This is a genomic window from Burkholderia sp. HI2714, assembly GCF_002223085.1.
Lineage (GTDB): Bacteria > Pseudomonadota > Gammaproteobacteria > Burkholderiales > Burkholderiaceae > Burkholderia > Burkholderia lata_D.
The window spans coordinates 140,463-157,976 of record NZ_NKFM01000018.1; the positions used below are offsets into that span (position 1 = coordinate 140,463).

The following is a 17,514-nucleotide window of genomic DNA, read 5'->3' on the forward strand; positions in this document are numbered from 1 at the left end:
GCGGCAGCCAAACAACGCGCCGCTCGTGGCGGCGCGTTCCGGCAATTACATGTTCGGGTAGTTCGGCCCGCCGCCGCCTTCCGGCGTGACCCACACGATGTTCTGCGTCGGGTCCTTGATGTCGCAGGTCTTGCAGTGCACGCAGTTCTGCGCGTTGATCACCAGGCGGTCACTGCCGTCGTCGTTCTTCACGAATTCGTACACGGCCGCCGGGCAGAAGCGCCCCTCCGGCCCCGCGTACGTGCGCAGGTTCACGTTCACCGGCACGTTCGCATCCTTCAGCGTCAGGTGCGCCGGCTGGTTCTCTTCGTGGTTCGTGTTCGAGATGAACACCGACGACAGTCGGTCGAACGTCAGCTTGCCGTCCGGCTTCGGATACTCGATCGGCTGGCATTGCGACGCCGGCTTCAGCATCTCGTGATCCGCATGCTTGTGGTGCAGCGTCCACGGTACGTTGCCGCCCATCACCTTCTGCTCGAGCCCGACCATCAGCGTGCCGAGGTACAGCCCCTTGGCCATCCACTGCTTGAAGTTGCGCGCGCGGTACAGCTCCGTGTACAGCCACGACTGCTTGAAGGCATCCGGGTACGCGTTGAGCTCGTCCGACTGACGGCCGGCCTGCACCGCGTCAAATGCCGCGTCGGCGGCCAGCATGCCGGTCTTGATCGCCGCGTGGCTGCCCTTGATCCGCGACGCGTTCAGGAAGCCCGCGTCGTCGCCGATCAGCGCGCCGCCCGGGAATACCGTCTTCGGCAGCGACAGCAGCCCGCCGGCCGTGATCGCGCGCGCGCCGTACGACACGCGCTTGCCGCCTTCCAGGAACGCGCGGATCGACGGATGCGTCTTGTAGCGCTGGAATTCCTCGAACGGCGACAGGTACGGGTTCGTGTAGCCGAGGCCCACCACGAAGCCGACCACGACCTGGTTGTTGTCCATGTGATACAGGAACGAGCCGCCGTAGGTGTCCGACTTCAGCGGCCAGCCGGCCGTGTGGATCACGAGGCCCGGCTTGTGCTTCGCGGGATCGATTTCCCACAGTTCCTTGATGCCGATCCCGTAGGCCTGCGGATCCGCGTTCGCGTCGAGCTTGAACTTCGAGATCAGCTGGCGGCCGAGGTGGCCACGACAGCCTTCGGCGAACAGCGTGTATTTCGCGTGCAGTTCCATGCCGAGCTGGAAGTTCTCGGTCGGCTCGCCGTCCTTGCCTACGCCCATGTTGCCGGTCGCGACGCCTTTCACCGAGCCGTCGTCGTTGTACAGGATTTCGGCAGCCGGGAAGCCCGGAAAGATCTCGACGCCCAGCGCTTCGGCCTGGGCCCCAAGCCAGCGCGTGACGTTGCCCAGCGAAATCACGTAGTTGCCGTGGTTCTGGAAGTTGGCGGGCAATGCCCAGTTCGGCGTGGTGACTGCGCTCTTCTCGGACAGGAACAGGAAGCGGTCTTCCGTCACCTCGACGTCGAGCGGCGCGCCGCGTTCCTTCCAGTCGGGGAACAGCTCGGTGATCGCGCGCGGGTCCATCACCGCGCCCGACAGGATGTGCGCGCCGATCTCGGAGCCCTTCTCGAGCACGCACACGCCGATTTCGGTGCCTTTCTCGGCGGCCAGCTGCTTGAGCCGGATCGCCGCCGACAGCCCGGCGGGGCCGCCGCCGACGATCACGACGTCGTATTCCATCGATTCGCGCGGGCCGTATTGCTCGATGAGGCTTGCGGGGGTCATTGGCGTTCCTCTAACCGTTAGAATGCTTTTATTCGGGAGCGTATTGTCTGCGAAACGAAACGCTTGCCGCAACAGCATGCGGCTAGATTAGCACGATCGTTCTATTTTCGTGCTAGGGTAATGCCGCTCGGGCCGTGCTGCCCGTGGCGGCGAAACGACATCGAAAGGGGAAGTGCAAATGGGTCGGTCGATCAATCTGGAAGGCAAGGTTGCGCTGGTCACGGGCGCGTCGAGCGGCCTCGGGCAGCGCTTTGCGCAGGTGCTGTCGCAGGCCGGTGCGAAGGTCGTGCTCGCGAGCCGTCGGGTCGAGCGCCTGAAGGAGTTGCGTGCCGAGATCGAGGCGGCGGGTGGCGCCGCGCACGTCGTGTCGCTCGACGTCACCGACGTCCAGAGCATCAAGGCGGCGGTCGCGCACGCGGAGACGGAAGCCGGTACGATCGACATCCTCGTGAACAATTCGGGCGTCTCGACGATGCAGAAGCTCGTCGACGTGACGCCGGCGGATTTCGAGTTCGTGTTCGACACCAACACGCGCGGCGCATTTTTCGTCGCACAGGAAGTCGCGAAGCGGATGATCATGCGCGCGAACGGAAGCGGCAACGGCAAGCCGCCGTGCCGGATCATCAACATCGCGTCGGTGGCCGGGCTGCGCGTGTTTCCGCAGATCGGGCTGTACGCGATGAGCAAGGCCGCGGTCGTGCAGATGACGCGTGCGATGGCGCTCGAATGGGGGCGCCACGGGATCAACGTCAACGCGATCTGTCCGGGTTATATCGATACCGAAATCAATCATTACCTGTGGGAAACCGAGCAGGGCCAGAAGCTGCAGTCGATGCTGCCGCGCCGGCGCGTCGGCAAGCCGCAGGATCTCGACGGGCTGTTGTTGCTGCTCGCGGCCGACGAGTCGCAGTTCATCAATGGCTCGATTATCTCCGCCGACGACGGCTTCGGCCTCGCCTGAGCGGATGACATTCAGCAACAAAGAAGACTGCAATGAGCGATTATTCCCCCGTTTTTGAGATGTCGATGCCGATCCGCTGGGGCGACATGGACGCGTTCGGCCATGTGAACAACACGGTCTATTTCCGCTACATGGAGCAGGCGCGGATCTCGTGGTTCGAGGAACTCGGCATTGCCGGCGGCAACGGCGAGGGGCAGGGGCCCGTCATCGTCACGGCGTCGATGGAATTTCTCAAGCAGCTGCACTATCCGGGCGACGTGATCGCGAAGATGTCGGCTGCGAAACCCGGCCGGAGCAGCTTCGACACGGGTTTCGAGCTGACGCGCGCCGACGATCCGCAGCATGTCTATGCGCGCGGCAATGCGCGCTGCGTATGGGTCGACTACGCGCTCGGCAAGTCGGTGCCGCTGCCCCAGTTGCTGCGCGACACGATCGAGCGCGCGCTCGCGGCGAAGGTCGGCTGAGCGTCGAGTCGGCGAGTCCGGGCCGGCACAAGGTCGCCGGGGCGGCACGCCATATCCGTTGTTTACCGAATCGGCCGCCATGTGCGGCCGATTGTCATCCGGGCGCCGTCATTCACTGCCCGAGCAGGCGCTGCAGCAGCTCCGGCGTATTGTTGGTCCCGTACTTGCGCATCAGCCGTGCGCGATAGATATCGACCGTGCGCGAGCTGATGTCGAGCACGCGCCCGATCTGCTTGCTGGTCTTGCCGGTCGCGAGCTGCGCGGCGATCTCGCGCTCGCGGGGGGTCAGTTCGACGGCGACCCGGCGCGTCGCGCTCAGATCCTCGAAGGTCCACACGCCCGCCGCAAGGGGCGCGGTGCGGTCGATCGCGCGGCCGGTGACGTGGCACCAGAACAGCTCGCCGTCCGCCCGTTTCATGATTCTGTCATCCGAGTAGATGCCGTTCGCGGCCATCACGCGCGCGATGCGTTCGCCGATGCGCTGGAATTCGTCCGTCGACGGGTAGAGCACCTCGTAAGATTTCCCGATCAGGTCGGCGCGCACGCAGCGGAAGATCGACGCGAGCGCGTCGTTGCAGTCCTCGATCACGCGGTCGCGCGACAGGACGAGGCCGAGCGGTGCGAGGAGGAAGGCGGTCTGGTAATCGAGAGCGGGCATGGCGCGGGCAAGCGGAGGCAAACGCTTATGTATTTTTGCGTATTGTGCCGCATCCGCGCCGCATCGTACCCTTTCAGGCATCTCGTGGCGGTTTGCCGCGATATAAAAACAGCGCGCCTCGACGCAGGTATCGCCGTGCATGCATAGAATGATGCGGCGGGCTTGCGGGCCACGTGGGCGCGTGAACCGGTTTCGCTGGTTTCCATAGAGGAAGGGACAACTGATGAACAAAGTCTATCCAAGCGCGGCTGCCGCGCTGGAAGGGATCGTCCGTGACGGACAGACCTTCGCGGTGGGCGGCTTCGGCCTGTGCGGAATTCCCGAGGCGCTGATCGCGGCGTTGCGCGATTCGGCCGTCAAGGGCATCACCTGCATCAGCAACAACGCGGGCGTCGACGGTTTCGGCCTCGGCCTGCTGCTGGAAACGCGCCAGATCAAGAAGATGATCTCGTCGTACGTCGGCGAGAACAAGGAGTTCGAGCGCCAGTACCTGGCCGGCGAACTCGAGCTCGAATTCACGCCGCAAGGCACGCTCGCCGAGAAGCTGCGCGCGGGCGGTGCGGGCATCCCGGCGTTCTTCACGAACACGGGCTACGGCACCGTGATCGCGGAAGGCAAGGAAACGCGCCAGTTCGGCGATCGCCACTACGTGCTCGAGCCGTCGCTGACGGCCGATGTCGCGCTCGTGAAGGCCTGGAAGGCCGACAAGTCCGGCAACCTGATCTTTCGCCGCACCGCGCGCAACTTCAACCCGATGTGTGCGATGGCCGGCAAGATCACCGTCGCCGAGGTCGAGGAGATCGTCGAGAACGGCGCGCTCGATCCGGACCACATCCATACGCCGGGGATTTTCGTGCAGCGCATCGTGCTGAACGCGACGCCCGAAAAACGCATCGAACAACGCGTCGTACGCGCGAAAGGAGACTGACATGGCCTGGAATCGTGACCAGATGGCCGCGCGCGCGGCGAAGGAATTGCAGGACGGCTTCTACGTGAACCTCGGCATCGGCTTGCCGACGCTCGTGGCGAACCACGTGCCGGAAGGCGTCGAGGTGTGGCTGCAGTCGGAGAACGGCCTGCTCGGCATCGGCCCGTCGCCGACCGAAGACGAAGTCGACGCCGATCTCATCAACGCCGGCAAGCAGACCGTCACGACGCTGCCGGGTTCGTCGATCTTCTCGTCGGCCGATTCGTTCGCGATGATTCGCGGCGGCCATATCAACCTCGCGATCCTCGGCGCGATGCAGGTCAGCAAGCAGGGCGACCTCGCGAACTGGATGATCCCCGGCAAGATGATCAAGGGGATGGGCGGCGCGATGGATCTCGTCGCCGGCGTGAAGCGCGTGGTCGTGCTGATGGAGCATGTCGCGAAGGGCGACCAGCACAAGATCCTCGAGGAATGCAACCTGCCGTTGACGGGTGTCGGCGTGGTCGACCTGATCATCACCGATCTCGGTGTGATCGAAGTGACGCCGTCCGGCCTGAAGGTTCTTGAACTCGCCGACGGCGTGAGCGTCGACGAGATTCAGGCGAAGACGGGCGCGCCGCTCGACGTCAGCGCGGTCGCATAAGGTTCCGCGCGTCGGCGCGGCTTCGACGCCCCGCATGCCGGACGACGGCATGCGGGGCGTTTGTCATGGTGTCCTCCGTCGGGCCGATTGTCGGGTGCCCGGCGAGCGGACCCGTGCGGCTGAAGCGGTTTACAATCGTTTGCATCGGGCGTCGCAAGCGTTGCCCCGCGCGTCGCCCCCGTTCGACAGGATGCCAACGATGCCAACGACCCCAGCGAATTCCCAGGTTCCTCGCCAGCGGCGTGTGCAGTGCGCGAGTGCTGCCGGCCTTCACCACGTCGCCTACACCGAGTGGGGCGATCCCGCCAACCCGCGCGTGCTGGTCTGCGTGCATGGGCTGACCCGTTCGGGGCGCGATTTCGACCGGCTCGCCGCGGCGCTGTCCGATACGTATCGCGTCGTCTGCCCCGATGTGGTCGGGCGCGGCCAGTCGGACTGGCTGGCCGATCCGCGGCTCTATGCGATCCCGCAATACGTGTCCGACATGGTGACGCTGATCGCGCGGCTCGACGTCGAATCGGTCGACTGGTTCGGCACGTCGATGGGCGGGTTGATCGGCATGGCGTTCGCGGGGCTGCCGGGTTCGCCGCTGCGCCGGATGATCATCAACGACGTCGGCCCGCGCATCGAACCCGATTCGCTGACGCGCATCGGCGAATATCTCGGCGTGCAGCCGCGCTTTGCGACCCGGCAGGAGGGCATCGACTATCTGACGTCGCTGTCGCTGCCGTTCGGTGCGCTGACCGCCGACGAGTGGCGCGAGATCAACGGGCCGCTGCTGCGTGAACTGCCCGAAGGGGGCTGGACGATCCGCTACGATCCGCGCATCGCCGAACCGTTCAAGGCGACGACGCCCGAATTGGCGGCGCTCGGTGAGGCCGCGCTGTGGCACGCGATCGAGACGACGAACGCGTCGCTGCTCGTCGTGCGAGGCGAGGTGTCCGACCTGCTGTCGCGCGAGACGGTGGCCGACATGGAGCGTCGCGGCCGGCATGTGACGCATGCCGAGATCCCAGGGGCGGGCCACGCGCCGGCGTTCATCGACGCAAGCCAGATTGCCCTCGCGCGGCGGTTTTTCGTCGAAGGCGGCGCATAAACGCGTCATAATATGCGGTTCAGCGGCACGCGGGCCGTGCCGCCGCCCGAATCTCCATCCACTTACGACCGGAACATTCCATGGCAGTCATTCGTCACCACGTCGGGGCCCGTCTCTCCGAAACCGCGATCCACAACGGTACCGTGTATCTGGCCGGCCAGATCGCCGAAGACACCACACAGGACATCAGGGGCCAGACGCGCGAAGTGCTCGGCCACATCGATCGCCTGCTCGCCGAAGCGAACAGCGACAAGGCGCATCTGCTGTCGGTGCAGATCTACATCTCGGATCTGGCGAACTTCGAAGGCATGAATGCGGAGTGGGACGCATGGGTCGCGCAGGGCAACACGCCGCCGCGCGCCACCGTCGAGGCGAAGCTCGCGGATCCCGCGCTGCTCGTCGAGATCGTGGTCGTCGCTGCGCAGCGGAGCTGAACGTAACCCGACGATGATCGCATTCCGCCAGGCCGAGCAATGACCGAGTCCGTTTCCGCATCCCCCGTCGCGGCGCCGTCGTTCGACGACGTGCTCGCGTTCGTGCGCGAGCGGGCCGGCGACGTGCGCCTGTCGTCGGGCGAACTGCTTGCCGATCACTCGGCGGGCACGGCGTCGATCATGCGCACGCTGAACGTCGATCCGTCCGCGATGCAGGCGGCCGCGCTGTTCGTGCTGACGCCGCACCTGAGCGACCCCGAGCGTGAGCTCACCGAGCGTTTTGGCGACGAAGTGGCGCGGCTCGTGTCCGACGTGCGCAAACTGTTGCGGCTCGGTACCGTCAGCCTGCGCGCCGCGCAGAACGCGGGGTCCGACGCGGGGCGCGATGCGGCCGAAGAGCGGCGCACGCAGATCGAGGCGCTGCGCAAGATGCTGCTTGCGTTCGCGCAAGACATCCGCGTGGTGCTGATCCGGCTCGCGTCGCGCTTGCAGTCGCTGCGCTACTATGCGGCCGCGAAGATCGACCCGCCGCCCGACGTCGCGCGCGAGACGCTCGAGATCTATGCGCCGCTCGCGAACCGTCTCGGCATCTGGCAACTGAAGTGGGAGCTCGAGGATCTCGCGTTCCGCTTCGAGGATCCCGTCACCTACAAGCGGATCGCGAAGCTGCTCGACGAGAAGCGCATCGAGCGCGAAGCGTACGTCACGCAGGCGATCGACCGGTTGCAGCAGGAGCTGGCGGATGCGCACATCCAGGCCGACGTGAGCGGCCGGCCGAAGCACATCTACAGCATCTGGCGCAAGATGCGCGGCAAGGAACTCGACTTCTCCGAGCTGTACGACGTGCGCGCGTTTCGCGTGATCGTGCCGGACATCAAGGATTGCTACGCGGTGCTCGGCATCGTGCATCACCTGTGGCAGCCGGTGCCGAAGGAATTCGACGACTACATCTCGCGGCCGAAGCCGAACGGCTACAAGTCGCTGCACACGGTCGTGATCGGCGACGACGGCCGCGCGTTCGAAGTGCAGATCCGCACGCAGGAGATGCACCGCTTCGCCGAGTATGGCGTCGCCGCTCACTGGCGCTACAAGGAAGCCGGCGCGCGTGGCTACGGCGGCCAGTTCTCGGCAAGCGACAAGTACGACGAGAAGATTGCATGGCTGCGCCAGCTGCTCGCGTGGAAGGATGACGTCGAGGACGGCGCGGAAAAGTCGGGCGACAAGGCGTGGGCGCAATTGCGCGAGACGTCGCTCGACGACGATCACATCTACGTGCTGACGCCGCAGGCGCGCGTGATCGCGTTGCCGCAGGGCGCGACGCCGGTCGATTTCGCGTACCACCTGCACAGCGAGCTTGGGCATCGCTGCCGTGGCGCACGCGTCGACGGCGCGATGGTGCCGCTCAATACGCCGCTCGCAAACGGCCAGACGGTCGAGATCGTCGCGGTGAAGGAGGGCGGGCCGTCGCGCGACTGGCTGAACTTGCAGCTCGGCTATATGAAGAGCCCGCGCGCCCGTCAGAAGGTGCGGGCGTGGTTCAACTCGATCGAGCAGGAAGAAAACGTCGCGCATGGCCGCGCGCTCGTCGAAAAGACGCTGCAACGCGAGGGCAGGACGTCGGTCAGCCTGGATAATCTCGCCGCGAAGCTCGGCTTCAAGTCGCCCGAGGAGCTGTTCTCGGTCGTCGGCAAGGAAGAGTTCAGTCTGCGCAATGTCGAGCACGCGCTGTCCGACGCGCCGCCGCCCGAACCGGCGCCCGAGGCGCCTGCCGATTTCGAAAAGCGCAGCAGCGGCGCCAGCGTGGCGCATGGCGCGTCGACCGGTGTGCTGGTCGTGGGCGTTGACGCGCTGCTGACCCAGCTGGCGCGCTGCTGCCGTCCGGCGCCGCCCGATCCGATCAGCGGTTTCGTCACGCGCGGCAAGGGAATGTCGATCCACCGCACCGATTGCCCGACGTTCCGCCGGATGGTCGAGCGTGCGCCGGAACGCGTGCTGCAGACGACCTGGTCGGCCGACGTGCTCGGCGGGCGCGGTGCGTCCGTGTATCCGGTCGACCTGATGATCGAGGCGAGCGACCGGCAAGGGCTGCTGCGCGACATCTCCGAAGTGTTCGCGCGCGAGAAGATGAACGTCGTCGGCGTGAAGACGCAGAGCCGCCGCAATGCGGCATTCATGCAGTTCACGGTCGAAGTGTCGAACTCGGCGCAGGTGCAGCGCGCGTGCACGTTGCTGGGTGAGGTGCAGGGCGTCGTGCGGGCGGGGCGGAAGGCATGATGTGGGGATCGAACACCGTTATTTTGCTGCGACCGCATAAAAATACTTGCCAAGCGGGTAACGGCTCCATATAATCTTAGCTTCACTAGGCTCGTAGCTCAGCTGGTTAGAGCACCACCTTGACATGGTGGGGGTCGTTGGTTCGAGTCCAATCGAGCCTACCAACGAATTGAGAATGCCCGGTCTCCGGGTGTTCGATGCAGCAAATAACTCAACGCGAACAAGGCGAATACGGTTATGACACCGCGAACGTTGACCGAAACTTTTTCGGAGCGACGCTAGTCGAGGAACCCTTTCGCCCTTTCAGTTTGAGTGAAGTATCGAATGCGGCCCCTCGAAAGCGGGGCCGCATTTTTTTTGTCGCGACATTTTCCCGCGTGATTTTTATATCGCGTACCTGGTCTGCCGCCCACTGTCGGCATCACGGAGATTGCTATGGTTTCGATACGCTTGCCTGACGGCTCAGTTCGACAATACGAGCATCCGGTGACAGTTGCCGAGGTTGCAGCCTCGATCGGTCCCGGCCTTGCGAAGGCTGCGCTTGGTGGCAAGCTCGATGGCGAGCTCGTCGATACGTCGGCCGTGATCGACCGCGACGCGTCGCTCGCGATCGTGACCGACAAGGATGCCGACGGCCTCGACATCATCCGTCACTCGACGGCGCACTTGCTCGCGTACGCGGTGAAGGAGCTGTATCCGGACGCGCAGGTGACGATCGGCCCGGTGATCGACAACGGCTTCTATTACGACTTCTCGTACAACCGTCCGTTTACGCCCGAAGATCTGGAGAAGATCGAAAAGCGCATGCAGGAGCTCGTGAAGAAGGACGAGCCCGTGACGCGTCGTGTCGTGTCGCGTGACGAAGCGGCGGGCTACTTCCGCAGCATCGGCGAGAAGTACAAGGCCGAGATCATCGAATCGATTCCGCAAAGCGACGAAATCAAGCTGTATTCGCACGGCGGCTTTACCGATCTGTGCCGTGGCCCGCACGTGCCGTCCACCGGCAAGCTGAAGGTCTTCAAGCTGATGAAGGTCGCCGGCGCGTACTGGCGCGGCGATTCGAAGAACGAGCAGCTGCAGCGCATCTACGGCACGGCCTGGACGAAGAAGGAAGACCAGGACCAGTACCTGCACATGCTCGAGGAAGCGGAAAAGCGCGACCACCGCAAGCTCGGCAAGCAGCTCGACCTGTTCCACATGCAGGAAGAGTCGCCGGGCATGGTGTTCTGGCATCCGAAGGGCTGGGCGCTGTGGCAGCAGGTCGAGCAGTACATGCGCCGCCGCGTGAACGAAGCCGGCTACCTCGAGATCAAGACGCCGATGATCATGGACCGCTCGCTGTGGGAAGCGTCGGGTCACTGGCAGAACTACCGCGAGAACATGTTCACGACGGAGTCGGAGAAGCGCGACTACGCGATCAAGCCGATGAACTGCCCGGGCCATGTCCAGGTGTTCAAGCACGGCCTGCGCTCGTACCGCGACCTGCCGCTGCGTTACGCGGAATTCGGTTCGTGCCACCGCAACGAGGCGTCGGGCGCGCTGCACGGCCTGATGCGCGTGCGCGGCTTCGTGCAGGACGATGCGCACATTTTCTGTACGGAAGACCAGTTCATCTCGGAATCGATCGCGTTCAACACGCTGGCGATGAGCGTGTACAAGGACTTCGGTTTCGATCACATCGACATCAAGCTGTCGCTGCGCCCGGAGCAACGCGCGGGTACGGACGAGACCTGGGATCGCGCCGAGCAGGGCCTGCGCGACGCGCTGACGGCGTGCGGCCTCACGTGGGAAGAGCTGCCGGGTGAAGGGGCGTTCTACGGTCCGAAGATCGAGTACCACATCAAGGATGCGCTCGGCCGTTCGTGGCAGTGCGGCACGCTGCAGCTCGACATGGTCCTGCCGGAGCGCCTCGGCGCTGAGTATGTCGCGGATGACAGCAGCCGCCGCCGTCCGGTGATGTTGCACCGTGCGATCGTCGGTTCGATGGAGCGTTTCCTCGGCATTTTGATCGAGCACCACGCTGGTGCGATGCCTGCCTGGCTCGCGCCGTTCCAGGCAGTTGTGCTCAATATCGCCGAAAGTCAGGCCGAATATGCGCAATCTCTGGCCCAATCGTTGCAAAAACAAGGGGTTAGAGTGACGGCCGATTTGCGCAATGAGAAGATTAGCTATAAAATACGCGAGCACACGCTGGAAAAGGTGCCTTATCTCCTCGTCGTGGGGGACAAGGAGCGTGATGCGCAAACGGTAGCCGTGCGTGCCCGTGGCGGCGTCGATCTTGGCGTGATGCCGGTCGAAGCCTTCGTTGAGCGTCTGCAGGAAGACCTGCGCTCGTTCAAGTAACCGCCCTGGCAGCGCGGCTCGTTTTTTTAATTTTTAGAGGAAACGTAACATCGCTACTGATAAGTCGTCGCACCGCATCAACGGTGAAATCACTGCGCCGGAAGTGCGCCTGGTCGGGATCGAGAACGAACCGCTCGGTATCGTAAAACTCGCTGATGCTTTCCGTAAATCGGAAGAACTGGATGTTGACCTGGTGGAAATCGCGCCGCAAGCGGTTCCCCCGGTTTGCCGTCTGATGGATTACGGCAAGTTCAAGTACCAGGAGTCGAAGAAGCAGCACGAAGCGAAGCTGAAGCAGAAGGTCATCCAGGTCAAGGAAGTCAAGTTCCGCCCGGGTACCGATGACGGTGACTACAACGTCAAGCTCCGCAATCTCGTGCGCTTCCTCGAAGAAGGCGACAAGACGAAGATCACGTTGCGTTTCCGCGGCCGCGAAATGGCTCACCAGGAAATCGGTATGCGGATGCTCGAGCGTCTGCGCACGGATCTCGAGGAAGTCGGCCAGGTCGAGCAGATGCCGAAGATGGAAGGGCGCCAGATGATCATGGTGCTCTCGCCGAAGAAAAAGAAGTAACGGGCCCGCGCGCGTCGCGCGCAGGTTCGCAGAGGTTCGGCGCGTTGCCCGGTCAGGGCGGCGCGCCAACAATGACGGTGGCTGCGCAAGCGGTTCGCCGTACACAAGTGGACTGGGTTTCGAAGGGCGGGTCAAGGGCGCAAGCCAACCGCACACCCATCGCCATCTAATAAACTGGAGTTGTTCGTCATGCCTAAGATGAAGACCAAGAAGAGTGCTGCAAAGCGCTTCGTGGTGCGTCCGGGCGGTACCGTCAAGCGCGGTCAAGCCTTCAAGCGTCACATCCTGACCAAGAAAACCACGAAGAACAAGCGTCACCTGCGCGGCGCAACGGCAGTTCATGATTCCGATCTGAACTCCGTCCGCGCGATGCTGCCGTTCGCGTAACCCCTAACTGATACTCTAAGGAGAGAAACATGCCTCGAGTCAAACGTGGGGTAACCGCACGGGCCCGCCACAAGAAGATCATCAACCTGGCCAAGGGTTATCGCGGCCGCCGCAATAACGTCTACCGCATCGCCAAGCAGGCGGTGATGCGCGCTGGTCAGTACGCGTACCGCGATCGCCGCAACAAGAAGCGTGTGTTCCGCGCACTGTGGATCACGCGTATCAACGCGGCAGTTCGCCAGCACGACATGACCTACAGCGTGTTCATCAACGGCCTGAAGAAGGCGTCGATCGAACTCGACCGTAAGGTTCTGGCCGACATGGCGGTGTTCGACAAGGCTGCTTTTGCTGCGATCGTCAAGCAGGTGAAAGCCGCCGTTGCAGCCTAATTGCGAAATTAGCACTGCGTGGTTAGTTGCAGCGAGGTTCCGGTAGTCTCGGCCGCTGCAGCGAAAACGGGGCTCTTCCGAGCCCCTTTTTTGTTTGGTGGGCGATTTCGCTCGCCAAGACCGAATGACGTTGGAAATGATGGGATCTATGGATCTGGACCAGATTGTCGCCGACGCGCAGCAGTCCTTCGAACAGGCTGCCGACATCACCACGCTCGAAAACGAGAAAGCACGATTTCTCGGCAAATCGGGTGCGCTGACCGAGTTGCTGAAGGGCCTCGGCAAGCTCGATCCCGAAGCACGCAAGACCGAAGGCGCACGCATCAACGTCGCGAAGCAGCAGGTTGAAGCCGCGCTGACCGCACGCCGTCAGGCGCTGGCCGACGCGCTGCTGAATCAGCGCCTCACTGCCGAAGCGATCGACGTGACGTTGCCGGGCCGCGGCGCCGGTGCAGGCAGCCTGCACCCCGTGATGCGCACGTGGGAGCGTGTCGAACAGATTTTCGGCTCGATCGGCTTCGATGTGGCCGACGGCCCCGAAATCGAGACGGACTGGTACAACTTCACGTCGCTGAACAGCCCGGAGAACCATCCGGCGCGTTCGATGCAGGACACCTTCTACGTCGAAGGCAAGGATGCCGACGGCCGCCAGCTGCTGTTGCGCACGCACACGAGCCCGATGCAGGTGCGTTACGCGCGCATGAACCGTCCGCCGATCAAGGTGATCGCGCCGGGCCGCACGTATCGCGTCGACAGCGATGCGACCCACTCGCCGATGTTCAATCAGGTCGAGGGGCTGTGGATCGACGAAAACATCAGCTTCGCCGACCTCAAGGGCGTCTATACCGACTTCCTGAAAAAATTCTTCGAGCGCGACGACATCCTCGTGCGCTTCCGTCCGTCGTATTTCCCGTTCACGGAACCGTCGGCCGAGATCGACATGATGTTCGAGCAAGGCAAGAACGCCGGCAAGTGGCTCGAGATCTCCGGTTCGGGGCAGGTGCATCCGACCGTGATTCGCAACATGGGCCTCGATCCCGAGCGCTACATCGGCTTTGCGTTCGGCAGCGGCCTCGAACGCCTGACGATGCTGCGCTACGGCGTCCAGGATCTCCGGCTGTTCTTCGAGAACGACCTGCGTTTCCTGCGCCAGTTCGCGTAACGCCGCGCGCCGCGCCGACCTGTGCCCGTGCACGCCCCGACGGATGATCCGACGGGGCCCGGGCGTCGATCTAACCTGTTTCGAACGTAGACATCCATGCAATTCCCTGAATCCTGGTTGAGAACCTTTGTCGACCCGCAGCTGACGACCGACGAACTGTCGCACGCGCTGACGATGGCGGGGCTCGAAGTCGAATCGCTGAGCAAGGCTGCGCCGCCGACGTCGAAGATCGTCGTCGGCCGCGTGCTCGAAGTCGTCAAGCATCCGGATGCGGACAAGCTCAATGTCTGCCAGGTCGACGCCGGCACCGGCGCGACGCTGAATATCGTCTGCGGCGCACCGAATGTCGCGCCCGGCATCAAGGTACCGGTCGCGCTGGTCGGCGCGGAACTGCCGCCGGCAGAAGAGGGCGGCAAGCCGTTCGCGATCAAGCTGTCGAAGCTGCGCGGCGTGGAGAGCCAGGGGATGCTGTGCTCGGCGCGCGAGCTGAAGCTGTCCGAGGATCACAGCGGCCTGCTGGTGCTGCCGGAAGACACGCCGGTCGGCCAGGACATCCGCGAGACGCTGAACCTCGACGACACGATCTTCGAAATCAAGCTGACCCCGAACAAGGCCGACTGCCTGTCCGTGTTCGGCATCGCCCGCGAGACGGCTGCGATCACCGGCGCACCGCTGACGCCGGTCGACATCCGCCCGGTGCGCGTCGAGCTCGACGAAACGCTGCCGGTGCGCATTGCCGCGCCCGATCTGTGCGGCCGCTTCTCGGGTCGCGTGATCCGCGGCGTGAACGCGCATGCGAAGACCCCGCAGTGGATGGTCGAGCGCCTCGAGCGTTCCGGCCAGCGCAGCGTGTCGGCGCTCGTCGACATCTCGAATTACGTGATGTTCGAGCTCGGCCGTCCGTCGCACGTGTTCGATCTCGACAAGATCCACGGCGGCATCGAGGTGCGCTGGGGCAAGCGCGGCGAATCGCTGAAGCTGCTCAACGGCAACACGGTCGAACTCGACGAAACGGTCGGCGTGATTTCGGACGACCGTCAGGTCGAAAGCCTGGCCGGCATCATGGGCGGCGACAGCACGGCCGTCACGCTCGATACGACCAACATCTACCTGGAAGCCGCATTCTGGTGGCCGGACAGCATCCGCGGCCGTGCGCGCAAGTACAACTTCTCGACCGATGCGGCGCATCGCTTCGAGCGCGGCGTCGACTACGCGACGACCGTCGAGCACGTCGAGCGCATCACGCAACTGATTCTCGAGATCTGCGGCGGCAAGGCCGGCCCGGTCGACGATCAGTCCGTGAACCTGCCGCAGCGCGCGCCGGTGAAGATGCGCGTATCGCGCGCGAACCGCATCATCGGCGTGCAGATCGGCGCCGACGAGATCGCCAGCATCTTCACGCGCCTCGGCCTGCCGTTCGAGCGTGAAGACGACGCATTCCTCGTCACGCCGCCGTCGCATCGCTTCGACATCGAGATCGAGGAAGACCTGATCGAGGAAGTGGCGCGCATCTACGGCTTCGAAAAGATCCCGGCGCGTCCGCCGGTCGCGACGAGCGAAATGCGCGCGACCAACGAGACGCGGCGCTCGATCCACGACATCCGTCACGCGCTCGCCGCGCGCGACTACGCGGAAACCGTCAACTTCAGCTTCGTCGATGCGGAGTGGGAGCAGGATTTCGCGGGCAACGACCATCCGATCCGCCTGCTGAACCCGATCGCGAGCCAGCTGTCGGTGATGCGCACGACGCTGTTCGGCAGCCTGATTTCCGTGCTGCGCCACAACCTGAACCGCCGCGCGGATCGCGTGCGCGTGTTCGAGGCTGGCCGCGTGTTCCTCACCGATACGGCGGCGAAGGCCGGCGAGCTGACGGTCGAGGGCTACGTGCAGCCGAAGCGCGTCGGTGCGCTTGCCTATGGTCCGGCGCTCGACGAGCAATGGGGCACGGCGACCCGCCCGGTCGATTTCTTCGACGTGAAGGGGGATCTCGAGGCACTGTTCGCGCCCGCGACCGCTCGCTTCGTGAAGGCAGAGCATCCGGCCCTCCATCCGGGCCGCAGCGCGCGCATCGAAGTCGATGGTCGTGCGGTCGGCTGGATCGGCGAGCTGCACCCGCGCCTGATGCAGAAGTACGAACTGCCGCACGCGCCGGTGATGTTCGAGGTCGACGCGGACGCGCTGATTGCGCGTGCGTTGCCCGCGCCGACCGACGTATCGAAATTCCCGCCGGTTCGTCGCGATATCGCCGTTGTCGTCGATCAGGCGGTCGAGGTTCAGGCACTTTTCGACGAAATGAAGAAGGCGCTTGCCGAAGAGGCCTGCCGATTCGTTCAGAAGGTTGTACTCTTTGACGAATTTCGTGCAAAATCAAATACTTCCGGTGGTCTTGCCGCGCACGAGAAGAGCCTTGCCTTCCGCGTGACGCTGCAGGACGCGGCTGGCACGCTACAGGACGAGGTCGTCGATCAGGCGATCCAGACGCTGGTCGAGCGGATGGCTCGTGCCGGTGCGCGTCTGCGCGGCTAAGGAGGAGGTCCGCCCGCTTGCGGGCGGCCTTTTCCGATCGTAAGTTTTGATTTAACGCGCTGTATGGCAGATATGAACGACATGACCTCGAGTGAATTCGAAGCCCTCCTGACGGCGCAACGCAGCGCCATGAACCGCGACGCTTCGGCGCCGGCGTCCACCGAGACGCCCACGCTGACGAAGGCGGAACTGGCGGAGCTGCTGTTCGACAGCGTCGGGCTGAACAAGCGTGAAGCGAAGGACATGGTCGAGGCGTTTTTCGAGGTGATCCGTGACGCGCTCGAAAACGGCGAGAGCGTCAAGCTGTCGGGGTTCGGCAATTTCCAGTTGCGCGACAAGCCGCAGCGTCCGGGCCGCAATCCGAAGACGGGCGAGGCGATTCCGATCGCGGCCCGCCGGGTGGTAACCTTCCACGCGAGCCAGAAGCTGAAGGCGCTGGTCGAAAACGGCGCGGAGTAAGCCCCGCGCGCTGACATCTCCGCGCGGCCGCCGCGCACCCTTTACCGACGGTTAACCGACGATGACCACTACGGTTGAGAAAGTCGTCTTGCCTCCGATTCCCGCGAAGCGCTACTTCACGATCGGTGAAGTCAGCGAACTGTGCGGGGTCAAGCCGCATGTGCTGCGTTATTGGGAACAGGAATTCACTCAACTGCGGCCGGTGAAGCGGCGTGGCAATCGTCGGTATTACCAGCACCATGAAGTGCTGCTGATCCGGCGGATTCGCGAGTTGCTGTACGAGCAGGGATTCACGATCAACGGCGCGCGCAACCGGCTCGATTCGCCGGCCGGGGAGCGGGCCGCGGCGGCACCCGTCGAGCCGGAGGCGCCGGCCACCGATGCACGCACGCCGGGCAAGCCGGGCGCGACCGTCGACGTCATTGCATTGCGGCAGGCGCTGCTCGACGTGCTCGACGGACTGAAGCGCGACTGAGTGCGAAGCGTGAAGGATGAAA

General features: G+C 64.1%; 18 protein-coding genes and 1 tRNA gene. 16 read left to right on the forward strand and 3 right to left on the reverse strand.

Annotated elements, in window-relative coordinates; genetic code table 11:
* Window positions 1-45 precede the first annotated feature (45 nt).
* The gene (locus tag CFB82_RS08070) at window positions 46-1,719 is read right to left on the reverse strand and encodes an electron transfer flavoprotein-ubiquinone oxidoreductase (protein ID WP_089460963.1); all 1,674 of its coding nucleotides are present in this window, start codon (window positions 1,717-1,719) and stop codon (window positions 46-48) included.
* Window positions 1,720-1,897: 178 nt separating this feature from the next.
* Here CFB82_RS08070 and CFB82_RS08075 point away from each other — a divergent pair, with 178 nt between their 5' ends.
* Window positions 1,898-2,680: an SDR family oxidoreductase gene (locus CFB82_RS08075; RefSeq protein WP_011351770.1), complete on the forward strand. Its 783-nt coding sequence runs from the start codon at window positions 1,898-1,900 to the stop codon at window positions 2,678-2,680.
* A gap of 32 nt (window positions 2,681-2,712) precedes the next feature.
* On the forward strand, window positions 2,713-3,144 hold the full coding sequence (locus CFB82_RS08080; protein WP_069247799.1) for an acyl-CoA thioesterase: 432 nt from the start codon (window positions 2,713-2,715) through the stop codon (window positions 3,142-3,144).
* A gap of 112 nt (window positions 3,145-3,256) precedes the next feature.
* Here CFB82_RS08080 and CFB82_RS08085 read toward each other — a convergent pair whose 3' ends face one another.
* Window positions 3,257-3,802 (reverse strand): LuxR C-terminal-related transcriptional regulator, encoded by a 546-nt coding sequence (locus CFB82_RS08085; protein ID WP_069247800.1) that lies wholly within the window; start codon window positions 3,800-3,802, stop codon window positions 3,257-3,259.
* A 223-nt stretch (window positions 3,803-4,025) separates the two neighbouring features.
* Between CFB82_RS08085 and CFB82_RS08090 the strand changes: the two genes are divergently transcribed.
* The 7 genes from CFB82_RS08090 to thrS all read left to right on the forward strand — a co-directional run bounded on the left by CFB82_RS08090 (window position 4,026) and on the right by thrS (window position 11,520).
* Entirely contained in the window at window positions 4,026-4,730 is a 705-nt protein-coding gene (locus CFB82_RS08090; protein WP_069247801.1) for a CoA transferase subunit A, read from the forward strand.
* Window position 4,731: 1 nt separating this feature from the next.
* Entirely contained in the window at window positions 4,732-5,373 is a 642-nt protein-coding gene (locus CFB82_RS08095; protein WP_089439875.1) for a CoA transferase subunit B, read from the forward strand.
* 199 nt (window positions 5,374-5,572) lie between these two features.
* Window positions 5,573-6,469: an alpha/beta fold hydrolase gene (locus CFB82_RS08100; RefSeq protein WP_089483865.1), complete on the forward strand. Its 897-nt coding sequence runs from the start codon at window positions 5,573-5,575 to the stop codon at window positions 6,467-6,469.
* Window positions 6,470-6,549: 80 nt separating this feature from the next.
* Complete coding sequence (locus CFB82_RS08105; RefSeq protein ID WP_027784253.1) at window positions 6,550-6,903, forward strand: RidA family protein; 354 nt, start codon at window positions 6,550-6,552, stop codon at window positions 6,901-6,903.
* A gap of 39 nt (window positions 6,904-6,942) precedes the next feature.
* On the forward strand, window positions 6,943-9,177 hold the full coding sequence (locus tag CFB82_RS08110; protein ID WP_089483866.1) for a RelA/SpoT family protein: 2,235 nt from the start codon (window positions 6,943-6,945) through the stop codon (window positions 9,175-9,177).
* An 87-nt stretch (window positions 9,178-9,264) separates the two neighbouring features.
* Window positions 9,265-9,341 (forward strand) — tRNA-Val (locus tag CFB82_RS08115).
* A gap of 271 nt (window positions 9,342-9,612) precedes the next feature.
* Window positions 9,613-11,520: a threonine--tRNA ligase gene (gene thrS / locus CFB82_RS08125; RefSeq protein ID WP_069247806.1), complete on the forward strand. Its 1,908-nt coding sequence runs from the start codon at window positions 9,613-9,615 to the stop codon at window positions 11,518-11,520.
* Here the strand turns inward: thrS and CFB82_RS43925 are convergent.
* Window positions 11,513-11,731, reverse strand: coding sequence for a hypothetical protein (locus CFB82_RS43925; RefSeq protein WP_256990307.1), 219 nt, complete (start codon window positions 11,729-11,731; stop codon window positions 11,513-11,515). The genes thrS and CFB82_RS43925 overlap by 8 nt on opposite strands.
* Between CFB82_RS43925 and infC the strand changes: the two genes are divergently transcribed.
* The 7 genes from infC to CFB82_RS08160 all read left to right on the forward strand — a co-directional run bounded on the left by infC (window position 11,630) and on the right by CFB82_RS08160 (window position 17,492).
* A complete protein-coding gene (gene infC / locus CFB82_RS08130) occupies window positions 11,630-12,094 on the forward strand; it encodes a translation initiation factor IF-3 (RefSeq protein ID WP_217443260.1) in 465 nt (154 codons plus the stop codon). The two genes, CFB82_RS43925 and infC, sit on opposite strands and share 102 nt — an antisense overlap.
* 189 nt (window positions 12,095-12,283) lie before the next feature.
* Window positions 12,284-12,481, forward strand: coding sequence for a 50S ribosomal protein L35 (gene rpmI / locus CFB82_RS08135; protein ID WP_004191477.1), 198 nt, complete (start codon window positions 12,284-12,286; stop codon window positions 12,479-12,481).
* Window positions 12,482-12,510: 29 nt separating this feature from the next.
* Window positions 12,511-12,870, forward strand: coding sequence for a 50S ribosomal protein L20 (gene rplT / locus CFB82_RS08140; protein WP_004192938.1), 360 nt, complete (start codon window positions 12,511-12,513; stop codon window positions 12,868-12,870).
* Between the two features lie 148 nt (window positions 12,871-13,018).
* On the forward strand, window positions 13,019-14,032 hold the full coding sequence (pheS, locus tag CFB82_RS08145; protein ID WP_006486107.1) for a phenylalanine--tRNA ligase subunit alpha: 1,014 nt from the start codon (window positions 13,019-13,021) through the stop codon (window positions 14,030-14,032).
* 96 nt (window positions 14,033-14,128) lie between these two features.
* A complete protein-coding gene (gene pheT, locus CFB82_RS08150) occupies window positions 14,129-16,558 on the forward strand; it encodes a phenylalanine--tRNA ligase subunit beta (RefSeq protein ID WP_089483867.1) in 2,430 nt (809 codons plus the stop codon).
* 72 nt (window positions 16,559-16,630) lie between these two features.
* Window positions 16,631-17,017, forward strand: coding sequence for an integration host factor subunit alpha (locus CFB82_RS08155; protein ID WP_006486093.1), 387 nt, complete (start codon window positions 16,631-16,633; stop codon window positions 17,015-17,017).
* 61 nt (window positions 17,018-17,078) lie between these two features.
* Window positions 17,079-17,492: a MerR family transcriptional regulator gene (locus CFB82_RS08160; protein ID WP_089483868.1), complete on the forward strand. Its 414-nt coding sequence runs from the start codon at window positions 17,079-17,081 to the stop codon at window positions 17,490-17,492.
* Window positions 17,493-17,514 lie beyond the last annotated feature (22 nt).

Bases quoted from the DNA above. Each gene is read 5' to 3' on its own strand.
- CFB82_RS08100 (WP_089483865.1), top strand. From the start codon at position 5,573: ATGCCAACGACCCCAGCGAATTCCCAGGTTCCTCGCCAGCGGCGTGTG.
- CFB82_RS08155 (WP_006486093.1), top strand. From the start codon at position 16,631: ATGAACGACATGACCTCGAGTGAATTCGAAGCCCTCCTGACGGCGCAA.
- rplT (WP_004192938.1), top strand. From the start codon at position 12,511: ATGCCTCGAGTCAAACGTGGGGTAACCGCACGGGCCCGCCACAAGAAG.
- CFB82_RS08160 (WP_089483868.1), top strand. From the start codon at position 17,079: ATGACCACTACGGTTGAGAAAGTCGTCTTGCCTCCGATTCCCGCGAAG.
- CFB82_RS08095 (WP_089439875.1), top strand. From the start codon at position 4,732: ATGGCCTGGAATCGTGACCAGATGGCCGCGCGCGCGGCGAAGGAATTG.
- CFB82_RS08110 (WP_089483866.1), top strand. From the start codon at position 6,943: ATGACCGAGTCCGTTTCCGCATCCCCCGTCGCGGCGCCGTCGTTCGAC.
- CFB82_RS08075 (WP_011351770.1), top strand. From the start codon at position 1,898: ATGGGTCGGTCGATCAATCTGGAAGGCAAGGTTGCGCTGGTCACGGGC.
- rpmI (WP_004191477.1), top strand. From the start codon at position 12,284: ATGCCTAAGATGAAGACCAAGAAGAGTGCTGCAAAGCGCTTCGTGGTG.
- pheS (WP_006486107.1), top strand. From the start codon at position 13,019: ATGGATCTGGACCAGATTGTCGCCGACGCGCAGCAGTCCTTCGAACAG.
- CFB82_RS08070 (WP_089460963.1), bottom strand. From the start codon at position 1,719: ATGACCCCCGCAAGCCTCATCGAGCAATACGGCCCGCGCGAATCGATG.
- CFB82_RS08090 (WP_069247801.1), top strand. From the start codon at position 4,026: ATGAACAAAGTCTATCCAAGCGCGGCTGCCGCGCTGGAAGGGATCGTC.
- CFB82_RS08080 (WP_069247799.1), top strand. From the start codon at position 2,713: ATGAGCGATTATTCCCCCGTTTTTGAGATGTCGATGCCGATCCGCTGG.
- pheT (WP_089483867.1), top strand. From the start codon at position 14,129: ATGCAATTCCCTGAATCCTGGTTGAGAACCTTTGTCGACCCGCAGCTG.
- CFB82_RS08105 (WP_027784253.1), top strand. From the start codon at position 6,550: ATGGCAGTCATTCGTCACCACGTCGGGGCCCGTCTCTCCGAAACCGCG.
- CFB82_RS08085 (WP_069247800.1), bottom strand. From the start codon at position 3,802: ATGCCCGCTCTCGATTACCAGACCGCCTTCCTCCTCGCACCGCTCGGC.
- thrS (WP_069247806.1), top strand. From the start codon at position 9,613: ATGGTTTCGATACGCTTGCCTGACGGCTCAGTTCGACAATACGAGCAT.